We start from the raw sequence: 22973 nt of genomic DNA, 5'->3' as shown, positions 1-22973 counted from the left end.
ACAATGATAATCTGGATCAACGGACCTTTCGGCGCCGGAAAGACGACGCTCGCTAAGCGGCTGCGCGATCGGCGTTCCAAATCGCTGATCTTTGACCCCGAGGAAATCGGGTTCGTGGTGAAAGAAACGGTCCCCATGCCAGCGAGCGGAGACTATCAGGATCTCCCCTTGTGGAGGGGACTTACGATCGCGGCGGTCAGGGAGATTCGAAGGAATTACTCGCAGGACATCATCATCCCAATGACGCTCGTGCACCCGGACTATCTGACTGAGATACTCGACGGGGTAAGGCGGATCGACGATCAGCTGCTGCACATCTTTCTGACGCTCAACGAGGACCTATTGCGTCACCGGATCGCGAACCAGACCATGCATCCTGACCCGAATCGAAATGCGGAGATTCGAGAGTGGCGATTAGCGAATGTCGCCCGATGCTTGGCCGCAAGGGAACGGCTTCCATGCACAACCCGTGTTCTCGATAGTGGTGCACACACCAGCGATGAACTCGCAGCGATGGTGCTCGACGGAATCGATGGGCGCACCTGATCGCCTTCGACGCCTGCGCAAAGCGTAGCGCGAGGGTGGCGGGCTCACGACCAAACGCCCAGAGGTCGATCATCGCAGGGATGTTTGGCTTTGTGGTGCGGACGACGGGACTCGAACCCGTACTCTCACAGAGAAGCAGATTTTCGTACCACCTCGACTTTCGCCGCCGTCTGATGACGTTCGTGGTCTGGACTGTCCCTTCGCCATTGCCCGAAGGCTTTAGGCGCCGCCCGTCCAGTCTCTACACCTTCCCCCGAAGGGGCTTGGCTCGGGATTGGCTTAGGGTATTGCCCGTTAGCGTTCCCCGACTTTGAGCGGTTCTACTCCGCGGATTTCCCCGCGGGCACTCCAATTTTAAAGTCTGCTGCGTCTACCGATTTCGCCACGTCCGCCTTTTTTCGCCGTTCCTAGCGCTCGTGCGATGCACCTATGTTGCACCTAGCGCCGAATCGTTCTTCGTCATCCTGAAAAACCACGTCTCCTAAAGCCTTGCATAGCTTATCTTTTCTCCACCACGAACTTTTTTGTGGGATGGTAGAAAAAAAGACTTTTTAAGTCCGCTGGCTTGCCAGGCCTTGTTAGCTTGTACGGTCATGGTTATCGGGTAAAGAATATTGACGGCATCGCTGGTGTCGGTGGCTGAAAAGCCGGCTCCCATCAGGGCAATAGCCATTTCAGATGCAGGCGTACAGGGCAATGGTCAACAGCTACAGCCTGTCTGACGATTCCGGCGTCATGGCTGCGGCGGCTATCACGCATTTTTTGTTCGGTCAGGCGGTGTTTTCGTACCTCAATGGTTGGAGCGTGTTGATCGGACCTGGTACAGGTTTGGACAGCACGGGCTGCAAATACGCAAGGGATTTAATGGGCCTGGTGGCGTTCACGGCTTTTATCGTGACGTTTCTGTTCAGGGGCTACTCATAATCTCGTGGCTCGGCGGTTCCCGGCACACCATGACAGTAAGGAAGGACCCTGTGTCTCAACTCTCCCAGCTTCGAAGCCCCGCCGCCGTGCAGGCTGCCATCGATGAGTTCGTGCAACTGGGCCGCACGAAATTCCTGGCGCGCCACGGCTACGGCAAGTCCCGCGACTTCCTGGTACGTGATCCGAAGACCGGCACCGATTGCGATTCCAAGGCCATCGCCGGTGTGGCCTTCGGCAAGCAATTTCCCGAGCAGGGCCCGCTCACTGCTGACAGCTTCTCCGGTGGCGAGGCGACCGTCGTTCCGGCGCTGACGCGGCTCGGGTTTCGCATCATTCGCATCGGCGAAGACTGGTCCGAAGAAGAGGTCCTGGCCACGGTCGAAGACTATTTCGACATGCTGCGTGCCGAGGCGGCTGGGGAGCCGTACAACAAGTCCGAGCACAACCAGGCACTGCGCCAACTGCTGAACGGTCGCAGCAAGTCTTCAGTCGAGCTCAAGCACCAGAACATTAGCGCCGTACTCGATGCCCTGGGCCTGCCCTATATCAACGGCTACAAGCCACGCGGCAACAGCCAACTGCTGCTGCGTAAATCCGTACACGCCTACGTTCTGGAACATCAGCAGACGGTCGGCGCTCTTGTCGATGCCCTGGAGGAGGTAAAACTTCCGGGTGACAAAACCTACCGAGCGGCTTTGGTAGAACCACCCGCCCGTGAAGTGCTTGTGCGTACCCCGGCATCTCTACGGCAACGCCTACCGCGAAAGTTCGATTATGCCGCTCGCGATGAAGCCAACCGCAAGCTGGGCCGGGCAGGGGAGCAGTGGGTGATTGGCTACGAACAGCAACGCCTGACCGAGCTCGGCCACCCAGAGCTTTTTCAGCGGCTGGATTGGGTGTCCGACACCCAGGGAGACGGTGCGGGGTTCGACATCCTGTCGTTCGAAGAGGACGCCCATGAGCGCTTCATCGAGGTGAAAACCACCAATGGCGGGGTAGGCTCGTCTTTCTTGGTCAGCCACAACGAACTCGAATTCTCCAAGGAGGCGGGCGATCAATTCCATCTGTATCGCGTGTTCCAGTTTCGGGACGGTCCGCGCCTGTTCACGCTACCCGGCGACCTCAGCCAACATGTGCATCTCAAGCCGACGGACTACCGGGCGAGTTTCCGGAGTTTGGTGGGGTAAAGGCAGGGTTCTGTTGAGCCGAATGGCTGTGTGCGGCCGATTCTGTTGAAAAAGTAGCGGCCTCCCCATGCCGTTGGCAAAATTGCTTTGTCAGCGAGCGTGGGGGCGAACAGCATGATGGGACAGTTACCGGGAGGACAGCAGCGCCTGTTCTACTCGTTCAATCTGGAAGATCACGTCCCGGCCCAACATCTCCTGCGCAGCATCGACCAGTGCTTGGATCTCAGTGATCTACGTGCCTACCTGGCAGATTTCTATAGCCCCATCGGGCGTCCCTCGATTGACCCGGAGTTGATGGTGCGCATGCTGGTCGTCGGCTACTTGCTATGGCATTCGTTCCGAGCGGCGATTGTGCGAAGAGGTGCACCTGAACCTGGCCTATCGCTGGTTCTGCCGGTTGGGTCTGGAAGACGAAGTCCCCAATCACTCGACCTTCTCGAAGAATCGCCATGGGCGTTTTCGTGACAGCGATCTATTCCGCTGGTTATTCAATGAGGTGCTGCGGCGCTGCATGGCAGCCGGCCTAGTCAAGGGTGAAGGTTTCGCCGTCGACGCCAGCATCATTAAGGCGGATGCCAGCCGGCAACGTGGGGTGGCGGGAGATGAGGTCGATTGGAACGATCCAAAGCTCAGCAGCCGCGCAGTGCGCGAGTACCTCGAAGCCCTTGATGAAGAGGCGCTGGCTGAGGCTCTTCCCAAGAAAATTTCGCTCACTGATCCTCAGTCCCGTTGGACAGCAGCGCCAGGTGGCCCGGCCTTTTTTGCCTACTCCACGAATTACCTGATCGACACTGAGCACGGTGTGATCATGGACGTGGAAGCTACCCCGGCGCACCGTACCGCCGAAGTCGATTCGACTAGGACGATGGTCGAGCGTGTCGAGGCGCAGTTCGATCTCACACCGGAACGCCTTATCGGCGATACCGCTTATGGCACCGCCCCGATGCTGGCCTGGATGGTCGAAGAAAAGGACATCGAACCGCATGTGCCGGTGTGGGACAAGACCGAGCGCAAGGACGACAGCCTCTCCAGTAACGACTTTCACTGGAGTCAGGACGCCAATGAATATCGCTGCCCAGCCGGCAAACCGCTACGCAGTGAATGGCGCGCCTTCACCCAGCAAAGGTCGCGGGTAACTAAGGCCAAAACCGTCATTTACCGCTCCAGCCAAACCGACTGCGCCACCTGCCCGTTGAAAGCGAAATGCTGCCCCAACACGCCGAATCGGAAGATCGTCCGCAGCATCCATGAGGCTGCCCGCGACGTGGCTCGACGCATCGCCAAGACACCGGAGTACCTCGTCTCTCGCTGCGAACGAAAGAAGGTGGAGATGCTTTTCGCCCACCTCAAACGGATCATGAAACTCGACCGTTTACGACTGCGTGGCCTAACGGGTGCCACTGACGAATTCACCTTGGCTGCGATGGTGCAGAACCTGCGCCGCATGGCCAAGCTTTTGCCTCAAGGGCCACCGCTGACGGGATAGGTATGCCTGCTACGAGCAGAAACCCTCAAATTAACCCTTAAACCTGAGCAAGGACGCTCAGTGAAACGCCGGAAGGCAACTTGAAGTGGCTTGCAGCCACTTCGACAGCAGGCACACCTGATCGGCAGGCTGCCGCTAAAGCTACTTTTTCAACAGAATCGGCCGATTTGTGCCGGTCGTCAAGGACCGCTTCGGATCACTCTCAACCGGATCGCGGGCCAGCTGATTTGCTAAAACCCGCGCCAAACTCAACGAAGGATTTCGCATGATCCGTTTTTTTTGGCGATCACGCTCGGCCTGATGGTTGGCTGCTCGTCGAGTTCAAGTTCGATCTGATCAGTGAGCGGTAGCGCAAGTGGATCGCCTCAGCCAAGCAGCGTTGTTGCCGGCGGCCGGAAGAAAGCCTTGAACTAGTAGCGGAAAGGATGAAACTTTATTTTTACGATTCTCAGCATTTTCCAAGGTTGAGCGAAAATTAGGATGATACTTTAATGATTCCGGCCTCCATCCCCACAAAACGCTTGCAGATGGCAGAATTGAAATAAGTCATTGTTTTAAATGGATTTTTGCAGGAATTGCTACGTTGCAGGGTCCTGTAGTTAGGATGACACTTTATTTTCCTCCCACACCATTTGCAACGGTTAGGCAACAAGCATTAAGTGTAATGAATAACCAAGATATAGAAACGCTATGCCTGTACTTAAAAAAGCAAAAACGCACGGTAGAAGAATATCAATGGCAATATTATGATGATCAAAACGGGTTAATTGAGCAGTTATTAAGGCCCGTGTTTCTATGTCTTGAATGCCAAGCAGGTAAAGGCTCAGAAGCATTAGTGACCCAGCTCAAAACCACAAAAACAGAACTATTAGCAGGTAATACATTGCAAACAATGGATAGTACACTTATCCAACAAAAACATCGTCCATGGTTAATTAACAAGGATGTTGTTCATCCACAGCGATACGAATGGTTGCTTTACCGTCAACTGGCTTCTCGGCTTAATGGTCGAATTTACTTATCAAACGTCACTAAATATCGTGCGCTAGAAGACGACTTAATTGCATCGTCAATACAGCCTGATCTATTGGCATCATCAACATTGGAAAAGCTAAAGCAGCCGATTCAGAAGCTACTGCAAGTAAAACAAATACGCTTAACAACATCCCTAGAAGATGTTGCTCGTCACATTGATAATGGTGATAACCGCAATGTGATCATGAAGAGCCGAAGTGGCACACGATGGCGACTGCCAGTTAAAGGCTCCCAATCACTTGTCAACAACCCTTTCTTTAAACAAATGATCCCCGTCAGTATTGCTGATGTGTTGCGTTATGTTGAACAAGAAACCAACTTTATGCAATGCTTCGCACACGTGCTGCCAATACAAAAACAAGTAGGCGCCAATCAGGATGATTTATTGGCTATTCTAATTGCGAATGCGACACATCGCGGCGTATATGGGATGGCACAAATATCTGATCGCAGTTATGAGCATCTAAGCACTATACAAGCTAATTATATTAGGCCTGAAACCTTGCAAGAGGCTAGTGATATCATCAATAACGCAGTAGCGGCACTCCCTATTTTCCGCCACTATCACATCCAAGAAGACGTCCTGCACGCCAGTACCGATGGGCAAAAATTTGAAACTCACCTTGAGACTTTTAAAACTCGCTACTCCTCGAAATACTTCGGCACCAACAAAGGTATTACGGCCATGACGTTAGTTGCCAATCATAGTGCGTTAAATGCCCGTATCATAGGATCTAATGAGCATGAGTCCCATTATATTTACGACTTACTACAATCTAATACTAGTGATCTTAAGCCAGATGTCCTCTCAACCGACACCCATGGTGTTAATCATGTTAATTATGCCTTATTGGATTTATGCGGTTATAGTTTTGCGCCTAGGTATGCTCAGTTCACCAGTGTGATCAATGACCTATTTAACGTAACTGAAAGCGACGACGGAAACACGCATCTGGCGCTGAAAAAGCCGATAAAAATGAATGTGATTGAAGAAGGCTGGCAGGATATTCAGCGTATTGTGTTATCCCTTCAAGAAAAACGCACAACACAGGCATTGCTAGTACGCAAATTATCTGGTTATCCATCTAGACACCCTATATTACAAGCATTAACGGAATATAATAGGCTCATCAAAGCCCAATATTTACTTGATTATATTGATGATGCAAGTCTGCGCCAATATGTTCAACGAGCACTGAACCGAGGCGAAGCCTGGCATTTCCTCAGGCGAGCTATTGCATCGGTCAATCGTGACCAGTTCCGTGGAAAAAACGAATCAGAAATAGTCGTCTGGAACGAGTGTGCCCGTTTGACGGCAAATGCTATTATCTACTTTAACTCGATGATCCTAAGTCATCTATTACTGCACTTTGAAGAAGTTGGTGACGAGGAAAAAGCAGCAATAACTCGACAAGTATCACCCGTTGCATGGCAGAACATTAATCTGAGCGGCACTTATCAGTTCGCTAGTAACCGCAAACTACCTGATTTACAGGAAATAACTAGGCCTATTGTTGAAAATGAAGTCTAAAATGAAAGGTAACCCAGCTCCACAAGCCATTAACTGCGAGGGTTGTGGCGATTTATGTTACTTTAGAGGGGAAAATCCCTAGAACCCCCATATAGAGCATAATTACTCGAAAGGACTGTAATGTTGTGCTGCTCTATAAGATCCTTGAGTTGAAATACAGGTACACCCATCTTTATGCCTAAGTCTTTAGCTTCTTGTGAACGAGCCACAGTACAACCGTCATTATTAGATAATACGATTACTGGTTTATTATTCAGGCTTGGATTAAAGACACGTTCACAACTTACATAACAGTTATTAATGTCTACCAAAGCAAAGATCTTATTTTGATTTTCCATGTAGATTAGACCAATAGGATTAGATTATTTATGTTTCCTAAATGGCTTAATGACAAAGGTCACTACACCCCATATTAATAATTCTTGGCAATCATTAAGGTGAATGTCGTCATAATCTGGATTTTCAGCTTTAAGCCAACACTTATCACCTTCAACCATTAACCGTTTAACGGTGAACTCATTGTCAATTAAGGCAATAACAATATCTTCGTGTTTAGCTTCAAGACTACGATCCACTAGAAGCTCATCATCAATTTCAATGCCTGCGTCACGCATGGAAAGAGAAGCAACTTTGACAACAAATGTTGTAGCTTCATTTTTCACAAGGTGTTCATTCATATCTAAAGTTTTATCAATATAATCCTGTGCGGGAGAGGGGAAACCAGCGGCCACTTTTTCAGAAGCCAAAGGAATACGTTTAAATGTTGTAGGATTAATTAAGGTAATAGAAGCTACATCATTGAAAGTAGGCTTTTTATTGCCCGCTAAGAAATTTTTAATCTCTACAATACGCGATACTGGTACACGAATAGTCTTAGTCGGTTCATCATAAATGGTCTTTCTTCCTGCACCTTCCCTATAACCACCTTTTGTTTTTGCATTCATAAAAGCCCTCTTTGATTTTGTGACAAAATCAAATATTAAGCTTTAAATTATTGGAAAAACAATATAAAAATGATAAATGGTCATAAAAAATTTTCTAATAACAACTTAAATACGTATTGTAACGGCTCAAATAAAATGAATAGGATCTTCTAAAAGGAGTTATTTATATAGTGAGCTAGATGCATGCTTCGGATAAGAGTTGCTATTTTAAATAAAAAAACTTTTAGATATAGCTACAAATAATTGATTGAATAGCAATCAATTAAATTTAATTTCTTAAAATTATATTTTACCTTAGATGAAATTTATGTAACCTATGTAACATAACAGATATCATATAGGTTACATCATGGCAAAAGGTGAATCAGGACGTATAGTTCTGGAAGTAGACCCCGAATTAAAGAAAGCTCTTTACTCGATCTTAGCTCATAAACAGCAAACGTTGAAAGACTGGTTCACTGATAAAGCGCATAAGCATATAGAGGAAAATAAGCCAGAACTTATTAAAAGCTTTTTGAAGGAACGTAATGAAATTTAAAGTAGATCAGACCACTCAAAAATTACGTGGCGGTTATTATACTCCTCAAAATTTGGCAGATTTTGTTTCTAAATGGGTATTGGAAAAGCAGCCTAAATCGGTGCTTGAACCAAGTTGTGGTGATGGAGTATTTATTCAAGCTTTACACAACAACAAGTGTGACAAAAATATAGAACTGTCATGTTTTGAATTGCTTGATACTGAAGTTCAAAAAGCATCTAACCTGTGTACAGAATTAGGATTCAAGAATGCTAGTGTTACATCTGGCGATTTTTTAGTATGGGCGAATGATCAACTTGATAAAAAAATTGAATTATTTGATGCAGTTATAGGTAATCCTCCTTTCATTAGATATCAGTTTTTAGAAAAGTCATTTCAGGAACAGGCAGAACTTGTTTTTAAAAAACTAGATCAAAAATTTACTAAACACACGAATGCTTGGGTTCCTTTCTTATTATCAACGCTTGCTCTATTAAACAAGGGTGGGCGTATGGCTATGGTTATTCCATCTGAGATAATTAATGTAATGCATGCTCAGTCTTTGCGTAGCTATATGGGTGAAATTTGTTCAAAGATATTGATCATAGATCCAAAAGAAATCTGGTTTGAAAATACTCTGCAAGGTGCTGTAATTATCATGGCAGAGAAAAAAACCGATATCAGCATACCATCTGAGGGTGTTGGTATTCTTAGTGTCGAAGGTTCTGAGTTTTTGGAAAAAAGTCCTGAGGTATTATTCAATGAAACATTAGGAATTAATGGTGAAACAGTAGAGGGTAAATGGACTAAAGCAGTCTTAAATAAAAGTGAAATTTCATTAATTAATAAGATTATTAGTCATGAATCAGTTCACAAATTTAAAACTATAGCTACAGTAGATGTTGGTATTGTAACTGGAGCTAATAAATTCTTCTTAGTAGACAACGAAACCGTAGAGACATACAACCTTTCAGCTTATGCTCATCCAATGTTTGGTAAAAGCCAACATTGTCCAGGTATTTTATATGATGAAAATCAGCATAAATCAAACCAGTTAAACAACCTTCCAACAAACTTTTTGTATATTGAATCTGATTACAATGAACTTCCTTTAAGTGTTCAGAATTATATACAACTTGGGGAGCAGGAAAAGCTCAATGAACGGTATAAGTGTCGTATACGAAAGCCTTGGTATAAAGTTCCATCAATTTATAGTACAGAGATTGGGATGCTAAAGCGCTGTCATGAGGCCCCTAGACTAATTTTGAATAGCGTCGGAGCTTATACGACTGATACGGCCTATCGTATTACATCTAGTTTCACAAATGCTGAAAATTTAGTTTGTAGCTTCTTAAACCCGTTAACTGCTATCACAGCAGAATTAGAAGGTAGATATTATGGTGGAGGTGTGTTGGAGCTTGTTCCTTCTGAAATTGAGAAGCTATATATACCTGTAATTGATGATTATAAACATGATCCTGATACTCTGAACCAATTAGTAAAGGATGGAAAAGTTGAGGAAGTTATTAGAAACCAAGGCGAAGCCATTTTCACTAAATTAGGGTTCTCTAAACAAGATAATGAAGAGCTTATGAAAATCTGGCAAAAATTGCGTGATCGTCGTATGCGTAAATAAAATTACATATTTGCGTGTTGTATAGTTAAAATTTATCTATTGGCAGATAATTTATATAATATGAAGTAGGGAGGAAATTTATTTCCTCCCTACTTCTTTGTTAGAGTGAGCTATATAGTTCGTTCACATTTGGTATATTTTTATCAAAATCACCTAAGTCGAAAAGAATTTTAAGCAGGTCATTCATTTCTAAAACCATAGCATCAAATTGTCTTTTTAACGTGACTCTTGAACGGTTGTCTGCTTTGGAAAGATCTGTGTATAGCTTATTCATTTTTGCTTGCAGACTAGCTATCTGATCATGCTTCTCTTTTTCCGACTGATTTTCGAAATCAATTATAGGAATAGGCATACGAGTCTGTACTTTCGTTCCACGAGCAATAAATCCACCTCTAAATACTTCGCCATAAACTGATGCAAACCATTCTAAATACTTAGATGATAGAAGAGCTTGTATATAATAAATTGAGTATGGACTATGTTCAGGCACATTAATAATACTATATCCGGCAGTCCCTCCAGAAGAAACAAAAGTTCGATGATTATCTATAGAGTATTTGTAGCCATTTGATAAAACTCCTACAATAATTTTCTGAGGAACATCACAATTTTCGAGTGCTTGGCTACGTCCATATCTATACCATTCATTGGATGTCGTAGGATCTGGTTTTATAGAACGTTTGTCGTTATCAAGATGTTCTTTCACTAGATGGAGAAAGTCGAACATTTTTGGATATGTAGTCCTTAGCTCTTCGTATTCTACAAAAACAATATGATTACTTACTTTCTTATATGGATAAATCACAAAAGCATTAGGCTCAACATCTTTATATGTGTAAAAGTGATCATCACCTGAGCGTTGAGTTTCAAAGTAAGGTCTCGTAAGCTCCTTTTCTACGTGGTAAATACTGCCTTGGTACTCAAAGTAAATATACCCATCTTCGGTTTTAATTTCCTTATGAATGTAATATTCGTTAGCACTTGTCTGTATACCGTTAGCAATTGCTTTTTTACCTAAAATATTACCTAAAGGTTGAGAGTTTCTATACATTAGTTCTAGAATTTGATTTATTTCATTTTCTAAAATCCATGTATCTGCATCAAGATTAGCAATTTCATAGGTACTAGTATTTACAACGTCTTCATCCCGAGCTAGCCATTTTTTAAAGTCTTTCACTTCGTAAAAAGAAAACTCAGTTTGTTGTGATTTTTTTAAAAATAACAAACAAGTATAAGTCGTCTTATTTTTAAAAACTTGGTTTGCACCAAATGAAATTAACTTACAAAGAGATTTACTATCTACTAGTAGTTGTCGCAAGTTTTTACCTGCACCTACTTTTACAAATTTTGATGGTAGGATATAACCTAGATAACCATTGTCTTTAAGTAACTGTAATGACCGCTCAACAAAAAGAAAATACTTATCAAACTGCTTAAATGCTGATTTATATTTCTTTTTATATAGTGGTAGTTCTAAAGGAGTGAGCTGCTTCATATGCTCAGTTGCCATATAAGGCGGATTACCTACGATTACATCAAATTTAAGATCAATATTGAAGGGATTAATCGCTAAAACGTCAGTACTCTTTACATTATCTGTTAGTTCTATCAAGCTATTACCAAACAAAATATTTTCATCAGTCTTCGGTAAAATTGGAATATCTGATGTAATAGTTTCTTTTGATTCACCTTCAAGAAGTTTTAATAGTAATCCAAACGAACATGCTTTTACAGCATTAAAATCCTTATCGATTCCATAAATACAATTATTTAAAATCTCCTTTTTAACTGGAAACTTTAATTTGAAACTGTGTTCAGTAAGTTGTTGCAATTTCGAACGATCATGTTCGATGTAATAATCGATTAGTATATCTTGTATGACCTGAAATATTTCTAGAAGAAATGCTCCTGAACCACAAGCAATATCTGCAAATTTTGAGTTTAATATTTGTTTATCTGTTTTGCCCTGACAGAACTCTATAACAGTATTTCGTATTATCTCTTTTATAATGTGTGTAGGGGTTGTGACGACATCTCTATCAAGGTGTTCCGCCTTGGGCTTAATTTCGATTTTCCCATATTGATTGAGACGAATCTTTTCACTTAAAAATACTTCATAAATATTTCCTAAAATATCTGAAGAAAATACCGAAAATGAATAAGTACTTTGAGGGAAATATAGTTGCTCAATAATAGTCCAAATATATGATTCTTGGTTATTTATCAGTTGATTGATATATGATAAGGAAAATAATCCTGAGTTATACTTTTTATCGGAAAATTTTAATTTATCAACTAGTGACTTAAAATCTTTGTTTTTGGCAAAGTGATAAAGTGTCTCATAGTCTTCTAACTCTCTATCTTCACAAACTCGAAGAAAAACAATACTGTTTATATAGTCCTGAGTTAGATCATTAAGCTGTTCTTCATTTAATTCTGGTTTTATAGAAATAAAATCATTCGCCAACATTACCCGCCAATTATTGATTTGCTGTAGAAATAAATCGTCTACACTAAAACGAGATATCTTACTTTCAATATCTGACCATTCTGTTTCAAATTGGCCCGAGTAAACGCTTTCTCTCCCAATTAATTTCTTAATTTCATCAAAGTTATCGACAAGTTCTGTGTAATGGTAAAGCTTGATTCGAGAAGTTGATGCTAAATCACTTTCAGAAACAGGGTTCGAACAGTCATATATCGCTATATATTCAAAATTGGTAAGGACTGAAATTTTCAACTTTGCAGTAAATCCGTAGCGACGGACTTGTTTTGCTGGTTCAGGATCGATATCAATATGAACACTTGGTTTTTTAGCTTCTACAAAAAATTTACGCTCTGAAAAGAGACGAAAGGTATAGTCTGGCTTTTTTGTATTTTCATTAGACTTAAATCGAATTCCTTCTTCAACCAAAACCTCACGTTCATGAGTACTTTTTCTAGTAACATTGGTTATATCCCAGCCTAAAATGGCAAAAAATTGATCAATAAAATCAGTACGTAGTTGAGTTTCATTATATCGAGTAGAACGGTAAAATTCGATATCCTGATTATATCTCTCAATTAGACCTTTTAAATTTCCTAAGCTATTCATTATGTTATCTAAGTTTTTAAATCAAAGACTATAATATTACAATCGCTCGCTTAACACGACGTTTATATGTCTAAATATTAATTAATAAAGATTCTTATAAATTGAAATGGGAATTATTTCGAATTTGTAAGAGTTACATTTAAAAGAAATCCAAAAATTTCTTGACCTTTATTTTTAATTAGAATTTTTACATACAATCAAATTTCCTTATTTTTGTTGGACTGTAGAAAGTCCTTAAAATGGTTTCTTTTTACTTCATTGATAGCCAATTCTGGATCAATGCCATTACTTTTTAAGCTAGATATCAATGAGACTGTAATTGCTAAATTTAAAGGAATAATTTCTTTGCTCTTATAGTTAGTTATAGAATTCGGATTCATACCTATCAAGGTAGCTAATTCTTTAATTGTTAAACCAATTTTAATAAGTTCAATCTGAAATTCTTGATATGTCATATATAGCACCTCTCTGTAAAATCTATCACATTAAAAATGTGTTAACAAACTTTATATGTGCATACATAAATTAATAGAGTTCAATCACCATTTTTAATATCTATTTTTAAGGCTCTTTGAACTGTTGCCACCCCTACTCCAAACTGTCTAGCTACACTTCTAAATGTTGCCCTTTCTTTCCGCATAGCGTTTTGTACTTCTGAATAGTCTACTTTTCGCTTTCTACCCTTATATAAACCCTTTGCTTTAGCTTTAGCAATTCCTTCTTTTTGACGTTCACGAATCATTGAGCGTTCAAATTCAGCAAATGCTGCAAGCATCTGAAACATTAGTTTATTCATTGCTGATTGGGCTATATCATGGCTGAAAATCAGATTCTCCTTATGGAAAATTATAGTTATCCCACGATCATTGAGACTGTTCACAAGATTGTTTAGATCATTTGTATTACGTGCCAGACGGTCAATACTATGAACATGCACCGTATGGCACTGTTGCAAATAGAGATTTGAGTCGATGATGTTCCCTTTAAAAAGTACTTAGAGACCGAAAACCCTGTTGATTAGACACACTTCACCCTGAGGCTGACCATAATAAAATGACGATGCTTGTCCTTTACGTAGTGCACGCATGACTTCAATACCTTTAATTGTGGCATAAGCCGTCTTCATAGATTTGAATCCTAATGTGGCCCTGATGATCCGCTTTAGCTTGCCATGATCACATTCAATCACGTTATTTTTATACTTAATCTGCCTGTGCTCAAGGTCTGGTGGACATTTACCTTCCCGTTTTAACCGTGATAAAGCACGTCCATATGTGGGTGCTTTATCCGTGTTGATCACTTGTGGAATTTGCCACTTCTTCACATTATTTAAAATTTTTCCAAGAAAACAATATGCTGATTTGGTATTACGTCTAGAAGAAAGATAAAAATCAATGGTATCGCCACGTTGATCGACTGCACGATACAGATAAGACCATCGTCCATTCACTTTTACATAGGTTTCATCAATATGCCACGAGCTCAGATCTGTAGGATTACGCCAATACCAGCGTAAACGTTTTTCTATTTCAGGAGCATAACGTTGAACCCAACGGTAAATAGTCGTGTGATCAACATTCACACCCCGTTCGGCCAGCATTTCCTGCAGTTCACGATAGCTAATGCCATATTTACAATACCAGCGCACAGCCCAAAGAATGATTTCGCCCTGAAAATGCCGACCATGGAAAGGATTCATATGCTGCACCTTTAGCTAAAACAGTCTTCAGCTTACCATTCGTGGTTATTTGCAACAGTGCCGCTGACGCACACCATCGCCCACCGGGTGGGTCGCTATCTGGAACGGCAAGGCCTGCTGGAACGGGATGTCGAAAACAGCTATCTGGCCTCGGATGCGGTGGATGACGACCCGATGACACCCCTGCTGGGGCACTCGATCACTTACCGTATCGCTGTCGGTTCACAGGCGGGGCGAAAGGTGTTCACTTTGCAAACTCTGCCGACCAGTGGTGATCCGTTCGGTGACGGGATTGGCAAGGTAGCCGGGTCCAGCCTGCACGCCGGCGTGGCGGCCAGGGCCGATGAACGCAAGAAGCTCGAACGGCTGTGCCGGTACATCAGCCGCCCGGCGGTATCCGAGAAGCGGCTGTCGTTAACACGAGGCGGCAACGTGCGCTACCAGCTCAAGACGCCGTACCGGGACGGCACCACGCACGTCATTTTCGAACCATTGGATTTCATTGCAAGGCTGGCCGCCCTGGTACCGAAGCCCAGAGTCAACCTAACCCGCTTCCACGGGGTGTTCGCACCCAACAGTCGGCACCGGGCGTTGGTCACGCCGGCAAAACGGGGCAGGGGCAACAAGGTCAGGGTGGCTGATGAACCGGCAACACCAGCACAACGGCGAGCGTCGATGACATGGGCGCAACGGCTCAAGCGTGTTTTCAATATCGACATCGAGACCTGCAGCGGCTGCGGCGGCGCCATGAAAGTCATCGCCTGCATTGAAGACCCTATAGTGATCAAGCAGATCCTTGATCACCTGAAGCACAAAGCCGAAACCAGCGGGACCAGGGCGTTACCCGAAAGCCGGGCGCCACCGGCTGAGCTGCTCCTGGGTCTGTTTGACTGACGAGCCTGAAGGCCAACGATACCAATCAAAATGCTGCGTTCACAGCGCCGCGGCAGGGATCCGCCGTGCTGGTTGTCGGAAAAGGAGCCGCTAGTGGGAAAGAGGAGGGTAAATTTTCAGCGTTGCTGGCTCCCCGTCAGCCGGATTGGGTTGCATCGCAGGGGTGTCGAAAGAGTCAACTGCGGTCCAAAGCTGTTGGACTTGGGTGAAAAGGGCGTTTATTCTTCCTATACGTGCCGCGTTCCAGGCGGCGACTATGAGGGCTATGTCGATGCCCATGTGCGCCGGCTGGAGGCGCTACGCCGGGCCGGTATCGTCGAGCGGATCGACGCCGACCAATGGCGCATCCCCGATGATCTGGTCAGCCGTGCCGCCGCCCATGACGCCGGCCGAGACAGTCAGGCCAGCGTTCGCGTCCTTTCCCCGGTCGATCTGAACAAACAGATCGGATCGGACGGCGCGACCTGGCTGGACCGGCGGCTGATCCACGGCGAGACGGCCGACCTTGCGCCAACCGGCTTCGGGCAACAAGTCCGCGAAGCCATGGACCAGCGCCGCGAGCACCATATCGAACAGGGCGACGCCACCCGCAGCCGGGACAGCCGCGTCTTCTACCGGCGCAACCTTCTCGCCATCCTGCGGGAGCGCGAGGTAGCCGGCGTCGGATCGGATATGGCTTTGAGTAAGGGCCTGCCGTTCCGCGCCGCCACGGACGGCGAGAGCGTCAGCGGCAAGTTTACCGGAACCGTGCATCTATCGAGCGGCAAGTTCGCCGTGGTCGAGAAATCCCATGAGTTCACCCTTGTCCCGTGGCGGCCGATCATCGACCGCCAACTCGGCCGCGAGGTTATGGGCATCGTGCAGGGCGGGTCGGTGTCGTGGCAGTTAGGGCGGCAGAGGGGGCTGGAACGCTGAGTGCGCCCATGCCGCATTGCGAAGCAAAAGATAATCGGATAAAATGTAGCAATTCATATTCGTAAGCGTGGAGTAATCAGATGGGAAATTCCAAGTCAGCAGACAAGTAAGCCGCAACAACCAGTATTGTTGTTGCGGCGCTCTGTAAGGCTAGTCTCATCTGATTGCTGACGAGCAGACGTCGCCCGGTATTCCTTAATCGAGGGTTGATTCGTCATGACCACCACACGCCCCGCGTGGGCCTATACGCTGCCGGCAGCACTGCTGCTGATGGCTCCTTTCGACATCCTCGCTTCACTGGCGATGGATATTTATCTCCCTGTCGTTCCAGCGATGCCCGGCATCCTGAACACGACGCCCGCTATGATCCAACTCACGTTGAGCCTCTATATGGTGATGCTCGGCGTGGGCCAGGTGATTTTTGGTCCGCTCTCAGACAGAATCGGGCGACGGCCAATTCTACTTGCGGGCGCAACGGCTTTCGTCATTGCGTCTCTGGGAGCAGCTTGGTCTTCAACTGCACCGGCCTTTGTCGCTTTCCGTCTACTTCAAGCAGTGGGCGCGTCGGCCATGCTGGTGGCGACGTTCGCGACGGTTCGCGACGTTTATGCCAACCGTCCTGAGGGTGTCGTCATCTACGGCCTTTTCAGTTCGATGCTGGCGTTCGTGCCTGCGCTCGGCCCTATCGCCGGAGCATTGATCGGCGAGTTCTTGGGATGGCAGGCGATATTCATTACTTTGGCTATACTGGCGATGCTCGCACTCCTAAATGCGGGTTTCAGGTGGCACGAAACCCGCCCTCTGGATCAAGTCAAGACGCGCCGATCTGTCTTGCCGATCTTCGCGAGTCCGGCTTTTTGGGTTTACACTGTCGGCTTTAGCGCCGGTATGGGCACCTTCTTCGTCTTCTTCTCGACGGCTCCCCGTGTGCTCATAGGCCAAGCGGAATATTCCGAGATCGGATTCAGCTTTGCCTTCGCCACTGTCGCGCTTGTAATGATCGTGACAACCCGTTTCGCGAAGTCCTTTGTCGCCAGATGGGGCATCGCAGGATGCGTGGCGCGTGGGATGGCGTTGCTTGTTTGCGGAGCGGTCCTGTTGGGGATCGGCGAACTTTACGGCTCGCCGTCATTCCTCACCTTCATCCTACCGATGTGGGTTGTCGCGGTCGGTATTGTCTTCACGGTGTCCGTTACCGCGAACGGCGCTTTGGCAGAGTTCGACGACATCGCGGGATCAGCGGTCGCGTTCTACTTCTGCGTTCAAAGCCTGATAGTCAGCATTGTCGGGACATTGGCGGTGGCACTTTTAAACGGTGACACAGCGTGGCCCGTGATCTGTTACGCCACGGCGATGGCGGTACTGGTTTCGTTGGGGCTGGTGCTCCTTCGGCTCCGTGGGGCTGCCACCGAGAAGTCGCCAGTCGTCTAACCGACGACTGGTAGCAGGCCCGCTCCGATGCGGCGCACTAACCATCGAAACCTCGTGAATGTCGGTATCCTGTCTGGCAGGATACCGCTCATTTCCCTTGTTCAGTTCATCGCCGTCGCCGAGCATCTGAATTTTCGGCATGCGGCCAAGGCACTTGGTATCAGCCAGTCGAGCGTCAGCGCGCGTGTGAAAGCGCTGGAGGATAACCTTGGTGTCCTGCTATTTGAGCGCCATGCGCGGGGCGTTCGGCTAACAGACGCAGGCAAACCCTTCTCTATCAGATCGTTGACGAGTATTACCCGGCATTCGCTGCGCTTATGGCAGAGCAGGGAAAGGAATTGCCGGGCTATGTGCAACGGGAATTTGAAGAATTTCTCCAATGCGGGCGGCTGGAGCATGGCTTTCTACGGGTTCGCTGCGAGTCTTGCCACGCCGAGCACCTGGTCGCTTTCAGCTGTAAGCGTCGCGGTTTCTGCCCGAGCTGTGGGGCGCGGCGGATGGCCGAAAGTGCCGCCTTGCTGGTTGATGAAGTACTGCCTGAACAACCCATGCGTCAGTGGGTGTTGAGCTTCCCGTTTCAGCTGCGTTTCCTGTTTGCCAGCCGGCCCGAGATCATGGGGTGGGTGCTGGGCATCGTTTACCGCGTCATTGCCACGCACCTGGTCAAGAAAGCGGGCCATACCCACCAAGTGGCCAAGACGGGCGCGGTCACCCTGATCCAGCGTTTTGGATCGGCGCTCAATCTGAATGTTCACTTCCACATGCTGTTTCTCGACGGTGTGTATGTCGAGCAATCCCACGGCTCAGCGCGTTTCCGCTGGGTCAAGGCGCCGACCAGCCCAGAGCTCACCCAGCTGACGCACACCATCGCCCACCGGGTGGGTCGCTATCTGGAACGGCAAGGCCTGCTGGAACGGGATGTCGAAAACAGCTATCTGGCCTCGGATGCGGTGGATGACGACCCGATGACACCCCTGCTGGGGCACTCGATCACTTACCGTATCGCTGTCGGTTCACAGGCGGGGCGAAAGGTGTTCACTTTGCAAACTCTGCCGACCAGTGGTGATCCGTTCGGTGACGGGATTGGCAAGGTAGCCGGGTCCAGCCTGCACGCCGGCGTGGCGGCCAGGGCCGATGAACGCAAGAAGCTCGAACGGCTGTGCCGGTACATCAGCCGCCCGGCGGTATCCGAGAAGCGGCTGTCGTTAACACGAGGCGGCAACGTGCGCTACCAGCTCAAGACGCCGTACCGGGACGGCACCACGCACGTCATTTTCGAACCATTGGATTTCATTGCAAGGCTGGCCGCCCTGGTACCGAAGCCCAGAGTCAACCTAACCCGCTTCCACGGGGTGTTCGCACCCAACAGTCGGCACCGGGCGTTGGTCACGCCGGCAAAACGGGGCAGGGGCAACAAGGTCAGGGTGGCTGATGAACCGGCAACACCAGCACAACGGCGAGCGTCGATGACATGGGCGCAACGGCTCAAGCGTGTTTTCAATATCGACATCGAGACCTGCAGCGGCTGCGGCGGCGCCATGAAAGTCATCGCCTGCATTGAAGACCCTATAGTGATCAAGCAGATCCTTGATCACCTGAAGCACAAAGCCGAAACCAGCGGGACCAGGGCGTTACCCGAAAGCCGGGCGCCACCGGCTGAGCTGCTCCTGGGTCTGTTTGACTGACGAGCCTGAAGGCCAACGATACCAATCAAAATGCTGCGTTCACAGCGCCGCGGCAGGGATCCGCCGTGCTGGTTGTCGGAAAAGGAGCCGCTAGTGGGAAAGAGGAGGGTAAATTTTCAGCGTTGCTGGCTCCCCGTCAGCCGGATTGGGTTGCATCGCAGGGGTGTCGAAAGAGTCAACTGCGGTCCAAAGCTGTTGGACTTGGGTGAAAAGGGCGTTTATTCTTCCTATACGTTGTCGGCAGCGGGCCAAAAAGGAATACGTCCATGCCCATCGAGGTGAAACCGGCTGTGAGCGCGGGTTCAAGCATATAGCCCGACAGGCGCGTATCCTTGCCGATCACGACACGATGGCGGTGGTCACCGCGACGAAAGACACGGCCAGCCGCCATGCCGACGCGCAAGGCGGTTTCCGCCGTCATCGCGCCTTCGTTGGCTTTGCCACGAATACCGTCTGTGCCGAAATATTTGCGCACCATAAGGTCGATTATCCTGTCGTCGGGTCGCCCTCAAAGGGGACATGCCTGCTGAACCGCGAATATAGAGAAATATCCCGAATGTGCAGTTAACGAATTCTTGCGGTTTCTTTCAGCGCCGCCAATACCGCCAGCCCGTCGCGCAAGGGGCGCGGCTCGTGTGTGCGGATGAAGTCAGCTCCACCTGCGGCGGCGGCAAGCTCTGCAGCGAGTGTCGCGGCCCCGACATCCCCCGGACCACGGCCTGTGAGCGCGCGCAGAAAGGATTTGCGCGAAACAGACAGAAGCACCGGCAAATCGAAGCGCAGCCGCAATTCATCGAACCGCGCCAGCACCGAGAGCGAGGTTTCGGGAGCAGCCCCCAGAAAAAACCCCATGCCGGGATCAAGGACAAGGCGGTTGCGTTTGATACCGGCACCCGTCAGCGCCGCGATGCGCGCGTCAAAGAACGCCGCAATGTGATCCATGATGTCGCCAGCGGGTGCCTCGCGCCGATCTGCCTGCCCGTCTTGCACCGAATGCATAACGACGAGTTTGGCAGATGATTTCGCCAATTGCGGATAGAACGCAGCGTCTGGAAAACCGCGAATATCATTGAGATAGGCCACACCACGCGACAAGGCATAGGCTTGCGTCGCGGGTTGATAACTGTCGAGCGAGACGGGAATGCCATCTGCCTTGAGCGCGTCCAGCACCGGCGCGATACGCGCGATTTCTGTGTCGGACGAAACAGGCGCGGCGTCGGGATTGCTGGATGCCGGACCGAGGTCGATCACATCTGCCCCCTCGGCCATCAGCTTACGCGCCTGCGCAATGGCTGCGTCTGGCGCCAGATACCGGCCTCCATCGGAGAAACTGTCCGAGGTTATGTTGACGATGCCGAAAATGATGAGCGATTTATTCATGGGGGCTTCTATAATAATCTCTGTACACGACAAAAATAGATAACTCATTGAAATAATGTCACAATAATTGTTTTCTAACGACGAATACTATGACACATCTCAATGAGTTATATCTTATCTTAAACAAATCTCTAAAATGGAACAAGTCACATTTAAAGTGCTTTGCGCTCATCATGCTTGTGATTATTTTAAAGCAAACATGTAATCTTTCTTCTGCATCTAAAGCCTTGCCCATCAAGTGTTTACCACAATCATTTTATCGACGTATGCAGCGCTTCTTTGCAGGTCAGTATTTTGATTATCGTCAAATTTCTCAGTTGATTTTCAATATGTTTTCATTCGACCAAGTGCAACTGACTTTAGATAGAACCAATTGGAAATGGGGAAAACGAAATATTAATATCCTGATGCTCGCAATCGTTTATCGTGGAATAGCGATACCTATCCTTTGGACATTGCTTAATAAACGTGGAAATTCAGATACGAAAGAGCGTATTGCTTTGATTCAACGCTTTATAGCCATTTTTGGTAAAGACCGTATTGTGAATGTGTTCGCAGACAGAGAGTTTATCGGTGAGCAGTGGTTTACATGGTTAATTGAACAAGACATCAACTTCTGCATTCGTGTTAAAAAAACTTCATTGTCACCAATCATTTAGGAAAGAATCATAAAATTAGTGATTTATTTCGCCATCTTAAAGTTGGTCAAATTGAATGTCGTAAACGACGGATTTTGGTTGGTCGGGTGAAACTATATATAAGTGCACTACAGTTAGAAAATGGAGAGCTTTTACTCGTCGTTTCTCCTCAGTTTAATGCCAATGCTATTCAGGATTATGCATTACGCTGGGAAATTGAAACCTTATTCAGTTGTCTCAAAGGACGCGGGTTTAATCTTGAAAATACGCGCTTGACAGACCCTAGACGAGTGAAAAAATTGATTGCGGTGTTAGCTATAAGCTTCTGTTGGTGTTACTTAACGGGTGAATGGCAACATAATCAAAAAAAAGCGATAAAAATAAAGAAGCATGGACGACTCTCAATGAGTTTATTTCGCTATGGTTTAGACTATGTTCAAATGGCGATTCAGCGTTTAATTGGTTTTGGGAAAAAAGAAGAGTTTAAGGAAATTTTGGCAATTTTAAGAAAGCAGAATCCTGATAGGATAAGGGTTCTGTGAAATTTGTCGTGTACAGAGTATAATAATAATAATCGAGCATGAGTCTCATACGGATGCTCGGGTCGAAAGGGAATCCCCAGGCGAGTAACCTGTTTGCGGTGATCCATTAGCTGCAGGAGCAGAAGAGCATACATCTGGAAGCAAAGCCAGGAAAGCGGCCTATGGAGCTGTGCGGCAGCGCTCAGTAGGCAATTTTTCAAAATATTGTTAAGCCTTTTCTGAGCATGGTATTTTTCATGGTATTACCAATTAGCAGGAAAATAAGCCATTGAATATAAAAGATAAAAATGTCTTGTTTACAATAAAGTGGGAGTAGTAATTTCGTTACTTTGTTTAGAATTTCTTCAGAAATATTTCTTAATAAATCGTGTTTTTCAACAAGCGTAAAATTACTTTCTAAAATCTCTTGTTGTTTAGCTCGAGTTTGGGTATAAGCCCCATAATAAAATTGACGAGGATCTTTAAGCACGTACCAATCTTTCATTTGGATTACAGTACGGCCCTTATCGTAAAGATCAAATTCAGGCTGCCATAAAGGTTTGTAATGAAAATTAATTTCTTCCTGAATATCGTAGGTCGCTTCTTGATAACGTGAAGCTGGTTTATCACCAAATCTTTTTTCAATATAAGCATAAGTATTTCTTAAAGGCTTAACTGAAGATGTTTTAATATCAATTTGCATATAAATCTTCCTGATTTTTTAATAAAGACTAGAGTTTTTATTCTCTAATACCGGCCTGTCCAAATCGCCACTTCATGCGGTCATATTCAATCTTTGCAAAATCATCCGTACTTAGGTGCTGTACTTGATGGTGTGCGCAGAATTCTTCAAAAGCCTTGACTGGCATAATCATTTCTACAGCTAACTCTGGATGGGGTCGTTTGCGGG

General features: G+C 46.6%; 18 protein-coding genes and 7 pseudogenes. 13 read left to right on the top strand and 12 right to left on the bottom strand.

The window, feature by feature from the left end; all coding sequences use genetic code 11:
* Window positions 1–3: 3 nt before the first annotated feature.
* Window positions 4–546 carry an AAA family ATPase gene (locus ABLC00_RS19240; protein WP_000587837.1) on the top strand — a complete coding sequence of 181 codons (543 nt, stop codon included), beginning with the start codon at window positions 4–6 and terminating at the stop codon, window positions 544–546.
* A gap of 481 nt (window positions 547–1027) precedes the next feature.
* On the opposite strand, the gene ABLC00_RS19235 is transcribed toward ABLC00_RS19240, so the two are convergent.
* Window positions 1028–1219 carry a hypothetical protein gene (locus ABLC00_RS19235; protein WP_000951934.1) on the bottom strand — a complete coding sequence of 64 codons (192 nt, stop codon included), beginning with the start codon at window positions 1217–1219 and terminating at the stop codon, window positions 1028–1030.
* 23 nt (window positions 1220–1242) lie between these two features.
* Between ABLC00_RS19235 and ABLC00_RS19230 the strand changes: the two genes are divergently transcribed.
* The 4 genes and pseudogenes from ABLC00_RS19230 to ABLC00_RS19215 form a co-directional block, all read left to right on the top strand.
* Window positions 1243–1470, top strand: a complete 228-nt coding sequence (locus tag ABLC00_RS19230) for a hypothetical protein (protein ID WP_000248278.1) — start codon at window positions 1243–1245, stop codon at window positions 1468–1470.
* A gap of 50 nt (window positions 1471–1520) precedes the next feature.
* Complete coding sequence (locus ABLC00_RS19225) at window positions 1521–2657, top strand: DUF3883 domain-containing protein (protein WP_000080860.1); 1137 nt, start codon at window positions 1521–1523, stop codon at window positions 2655–2657.
* 114 nt (window positions 2658–2771) lie between these two features.
* A pseudogene (locus tag ABLC00_RS19220) lies at window positions 2772–4143 on the top strand (IS1182-like element ISCfr1 family transposase).
* Between the two features lie 628 nt (window positions 4144–4771).
* Window positions 4772–6709: pseudogene (locus tag ABLC00_RS19215) on the top strand (Tn3-like element ISKox2 family transposase); the annotation flags it as partial.
* An 86-nt stretch (window positions 6710–6795) separates the two neighbouring features.
* On the opposite strand, the pseudogene ABLC00_RS19210 reads toward ABLC00_RS19215, so the two are convergent.
* Together ABLC00_RS19210 and ABLC00_RS19205 are read right to left on the bottom strand one after the other, a co-directional pair.
* Window positions 6796–7047, bottom strand: a pseudogene (locus ABLC00_RS19210) (DNA-directed DNA polymerase); the annotation flags it as partial.
* 24 nt (window positions 7048–7071) lie between these two features.
* A complete protein-coding gene (locus ABLC00_RS19205; protein WP_000992281.1) occupies window positions 7072–7653 on the bottom strand; it encodes a LexA family transcriptional regulator in 582 nt (193 codons plus the stop codon).
* Between the two features lie 349 nt (window positions 7654–8002).
* Here ABLC00_RS19205 and ABLC00_RS19200 point away from each other — a divergent pair, with 349 nt between their 5' ends.
* Both ABLC00_RS19200 and ABLC00_RS19195 read left to right on the top strand, forming a co-directional pair.
* Window positions 8003–8191: a hypothetical protein gene (locus tag ABLC00_RS19200; protein WP_001051769.1), complete on the top strand. Its 189-nt coding sequence runs from the start codon at window positions 8003–8005 to the stop codon at window positions 8189–8191.
* Window positions 8181–9806 carry an N-6 DNA methylase gene (locus ABLC00_RS19195; RefSeq protein ID WP_000669794.1) on the top strand — a complete coding sequence of 542 codons (1626 nt, stop codon included), beginning with the start codon at window positions 8181–8183 and terminating at the stop codon, window positions 9804–9806. Before ABLC00_RS19200 ends, ABLC00_RS19195 begins: the two co-directional genes overlap by 11 nt.
* Before the next feature lie 100 nt (window positions 9807–9906).
* On the opposite strand, the gene ABLC00_RS19190 is transcribed toward ABLC00_RS19195, so the two are convergent.
* The 4 genes from ABLC00_RS19190 to ABLC00_RS19175 all read right to left on the bottom strand — a co-directional run bounded on the left by ABLC00_RS19190 (window position 9907) and on the right by ABLC00_RS19175 (window position 14599).
* Window positions 9907–12900, bottom strand: coding sequence for an Eco57I restriction-modification methylase domain-containing protein (locus ABLC00_RS19190; protein ID WP_046267519.1), 2994 nt, complete (start codon window positions 12898–12900; stop codon window positions 9907–9909).
* 197 nt (window positions 12901–13097) lie between these two features.
* The gene (locus ABLC00_RS19185) at window positions 13098–13355 is read right to left on the bottom strand and encodes a hypothetical protein (RefSeq protein ID WP_005248666.1); all 258 of its coding nucleotides are present in this window, start codon (window positions 13353–13355) and stop codon (window positions 13098–13100) included.
* Window positions 13356–13435: 80 nt separating this feature from the next.
* Complete coding sequence (locus ABLC00_RS19180; protein ID WP_227505718.1) at window positions 13436–13837, bottom strand: recombinase family protein; 402 nt, start codon at window positions 13835–13837, stop codon at window positions 13436–13438.
* A 57-nt stretch (window positions 13838–13894) separates the two neighbouring features.
* Window positions 13895–14599: an IS6-like element IS1006 family transposase gene (locus tag ABLC00_RS19175; protein WP_001067784.1), complete on the bottom strand. Its 705-nt coding sequence runs from the start codon at window positions 14597–14599 to the stop codon at window positions 13895–13897.
* A gap of 63 nt (window positions 14600–14662) precedes the next feature.
* Here ABLC00_RS19175 and ABLC00_RS19170 point away from each other — a divergent pair.
* Together ABLC00_RS19170 and ABLC00_RS19165 are read left to right on the top strand one after the other, a co-directional pair.
* Window positions 14663–15493 (top strand): annotated as a pseudogene (locus ABLC00_RS19170) (IS91-like element ISVsa3 family transposase); the annotation flags it as partial.
* A gap of 30 nt (window positions 15494–15523) precedes the next feature.
* Entirely contained in the window at window positions 15524–16408 is an 885-nt protein-coding gene (locus tag ABLC00_RS19165; RefSeq protein ID WP_001447541.1) for a DUF3363 domain-containing protein, read from the top strand.
* Window positions 16409–16503: 95 nt separating this feature from the next.
* Here ABLC00_RS19165 and ABLC00_RS19160 read toward each other — a convergent pair whose 3' ends face one another.
* Window positions 16504–16626, bottom strand: coding sequence for a hypothetical protein (locus ABLC00_RS19160; RefSeq protein WP_256442623.1), 123 nt, complete (start codon window positions 16624–16626; stop codon window positions 16504–16506).
* Here ABLC00_RS19160 and floR point away from each other — a divergent pair.
* The 3 genes and pseudogenes from floR to ABLC00_RS19145 form a co-directional block, all read left to right on the top strand.
* Window positions 16625–17839 (top strand): chloramphenicol/florfenicol efflux MFS transporter FloR, encoded by a 1215-nt coding sequence (gene floR / locus ABLC00_RS19155; protein ID WP_000214119.1) that lies wholly within the window; start codon window positions 16625–16627, stop codon window positions 17837–17839. The two genes, ABLC00_RS19160 and floR, sit on opposite strands and share 2 nt — an antisense overlap.
* A gap of 27 nt (window positions 17840–17866) precedes the next feature.
* A pseudogene (locus ABLC00_RS19150) lies at window positions 17867–18106 on the top strand (LysR family transcriptional regulator); the annotation flags it as partial.
* Window positions 18103–19524 (top strand): annotated as a pseudogene (locus ABLC00_RS19145) (IS91-like element ISVsa3 family transposase); the annotation flags it as partial. The pseudogenes ABLC00_RS19150 and ABLC00_RS19145, both read left to right, overlap by 4 nt.
* 235 nt (window positions 19525–19759) lie before the next feature.
* Here ABLC00_RS19145 and glmM read toward each other — a convergent pair.
* A pseudogene (glmM, locus tag ABLC00_RS19140) lies at window positions 19760–20002 on the bottom strand (phosphoglucosamine mutase); the annotation flags it as partial.
* 86 nt (window positions 20003–20088) lie between these two features.
* A complete protein-coding gene (sul2, locus tag ABLC00_RS19135; RefSeq protein ID WP_001043260.1) occupies window positions 20089–20904 on the bottom strand; it encodes a sulfonamide-resistant dihydropteroate synthase Sul2 in 816 nt (271 codons plus the stop codon).
* Between the two features lie 89 nt (window positions 20905–20993).
* Here sul2 and ABLC00_RS19130 point away from each other — a divergent pair.
* Window positions 20994–22084, top strand: a protein-coding gene (locus ABLC00_RS19130) for an IS4-like element ISAba1 family transposase (protein ID WP_085940648.1) whose coding sequence is annotated in 2 segments (ribosomal slippage) — window positions 20994–21534 and window positions 21534–22084 — 1092 coding nt in all. Because the reading frame shifts where the segments join, the coding sequence is not laid out codon by codon here.
* Window positions 22085–22280: 196 nt separating this feature from the next.
* Here the strand turns inward: ABLC00_RS19130 and ABLC00_RS19125 are convergent.
* Window positions 22281–22766 (bottom strand): hypothetical protein, encoded by a 486-nt coding sequence (locus ABLC00_RS19125; RefSeq protein ID WP_006581703.1) that lies wholly within the window; start codon window positions 22764–22766, stop codon window positions 22281–22283.
* Window positions 22767–22803: 37 nt separating this feature from the next.
* Window positions 22804–22932: a hypothetical protein gene (locus ABLC00_RS19120; protein WP_032073144.1), complete on the bottom strand. Its 129-nt coding sequence runs from the start codon at window positions 22930–22932 to the stop codon at window positions 22804–22806.
* Between the last annotated feature and the right edge of the window lie 41 nt (window positions 22933–22973).

This window comes from Acinetobacter nosocomialis, assembly GCF_041021905.1.
Lineage (GTDB): Bacteria > Pseudomonadota > Gammaproteobacteria > Pseudomonadales > Moraxellaceae > Acinetobacter > Acinetobacter nosocomialis.
Note: the sequence above shows the minus strand (reverse complement) of the source record. Positions and strands in the feature narration are given on the sequence as shown.

Coding starts and splice junctions, on each gene's coding strand:
- ABLC00_RS19240 (WP_000587837.1), top strand. CDS start 4: ATGATAATCTGGATCAACGGACCTTTCGGCGCCGGAAAGACGACGCTC.
- ABLC00_RS19235 (WP_000951934.1), bottom strand. CDS start 1,219: ATGGCTATTGCCCTGATGGGAGCCGGCTTTTCAGCCACCGACACCAGC.
- ABLC00_RS19230 (WP_000248278.1), top strand. CDS start 1,243: ATGGTCAACAGCTACAGCCTGTCTGACGATTCCGGCGTCATGGCTGCG.
- ABLC00_RS19205 (WP_000992281.1), bottom strand. CDS start 7,653: ATGAATGCAAAAACAAAAGGTGGTTATAGGGAAGGTGCAGGAAGAAAG.
- ABLC00_RS19200 (WP_001051769.1), top strand. CDS start 8,003: ATGGCAAAAGGTGAATCAGGACGTATAGTTCTGGAAGTAGACCCCGAA.
- ABLC00_RS19195 (WP_000669794.1), top strand. CDS start 8,181: ATGAAATTTAAAGTAGATCAGACCACTCAAAAATTACGTGGCGGTTAT.
- ABLC00_RS19190 (WP_046267519.1), bottom strand. CDS start 12,900: ATGAATAGCTTAGGAAATTTAAAAGGTCTAATTGAGAGATATAATCAG.
- ABLC00_RS19185 (WP_005248666.1), bottom strand. CDS start 13,355: ATGACATATCAAGAATTTCAGATTGAACTTATTAAAATTGGTTTAACA.
- ABLC00_RS19175 (WP_001067784.1), bottom strand. CDS start 14,599: ATGAATCCTTTCCATGGTCGGCATTTTCAGGGCGAAATCATTCTTTGG.
- ABLC00_RS19165 (WP_001447541.1), top strand. CDS start 15,524: ATGCTGCGTTCACAGCGCCGCGGCAGGGATCCGCCGTGCTGGTTGTCG.
- floR (WP_000214119.1), top strand. CDS start 16,625: ATGACCACCACACGCCCCGCGTGGGCCTATACGCTGCCGGCAGCACTG.
- ABLC00_RS19160 (WP_256442623.1), bottom strand. CDS start 16,626: ATGACGAATCAACCCTCGATTAAGGAATACCGGGCGACGTCTGCTCGT.
- sul2 (WP_001043260.1), bottom strand. CDS start 20,904: ATGAATAAATCGCTCATCATTTTCGGCATCGTCAACATAACCTCGGAC.
- ABLC00_RS19125 (WP_006581703.1), bottom strand. CDS start 22,766: ATGCAAATTGATATTAAAACATCTTCAGTTAAGCCTTTAAGAAATACT.
- ABLC00_RS19120 (WP_032073144.1), bottom strand. CDS start 22,932: ATGCCAGTCAAGGCTTTTGAAGAATTCTGCGCACACCATCAAGTACAG.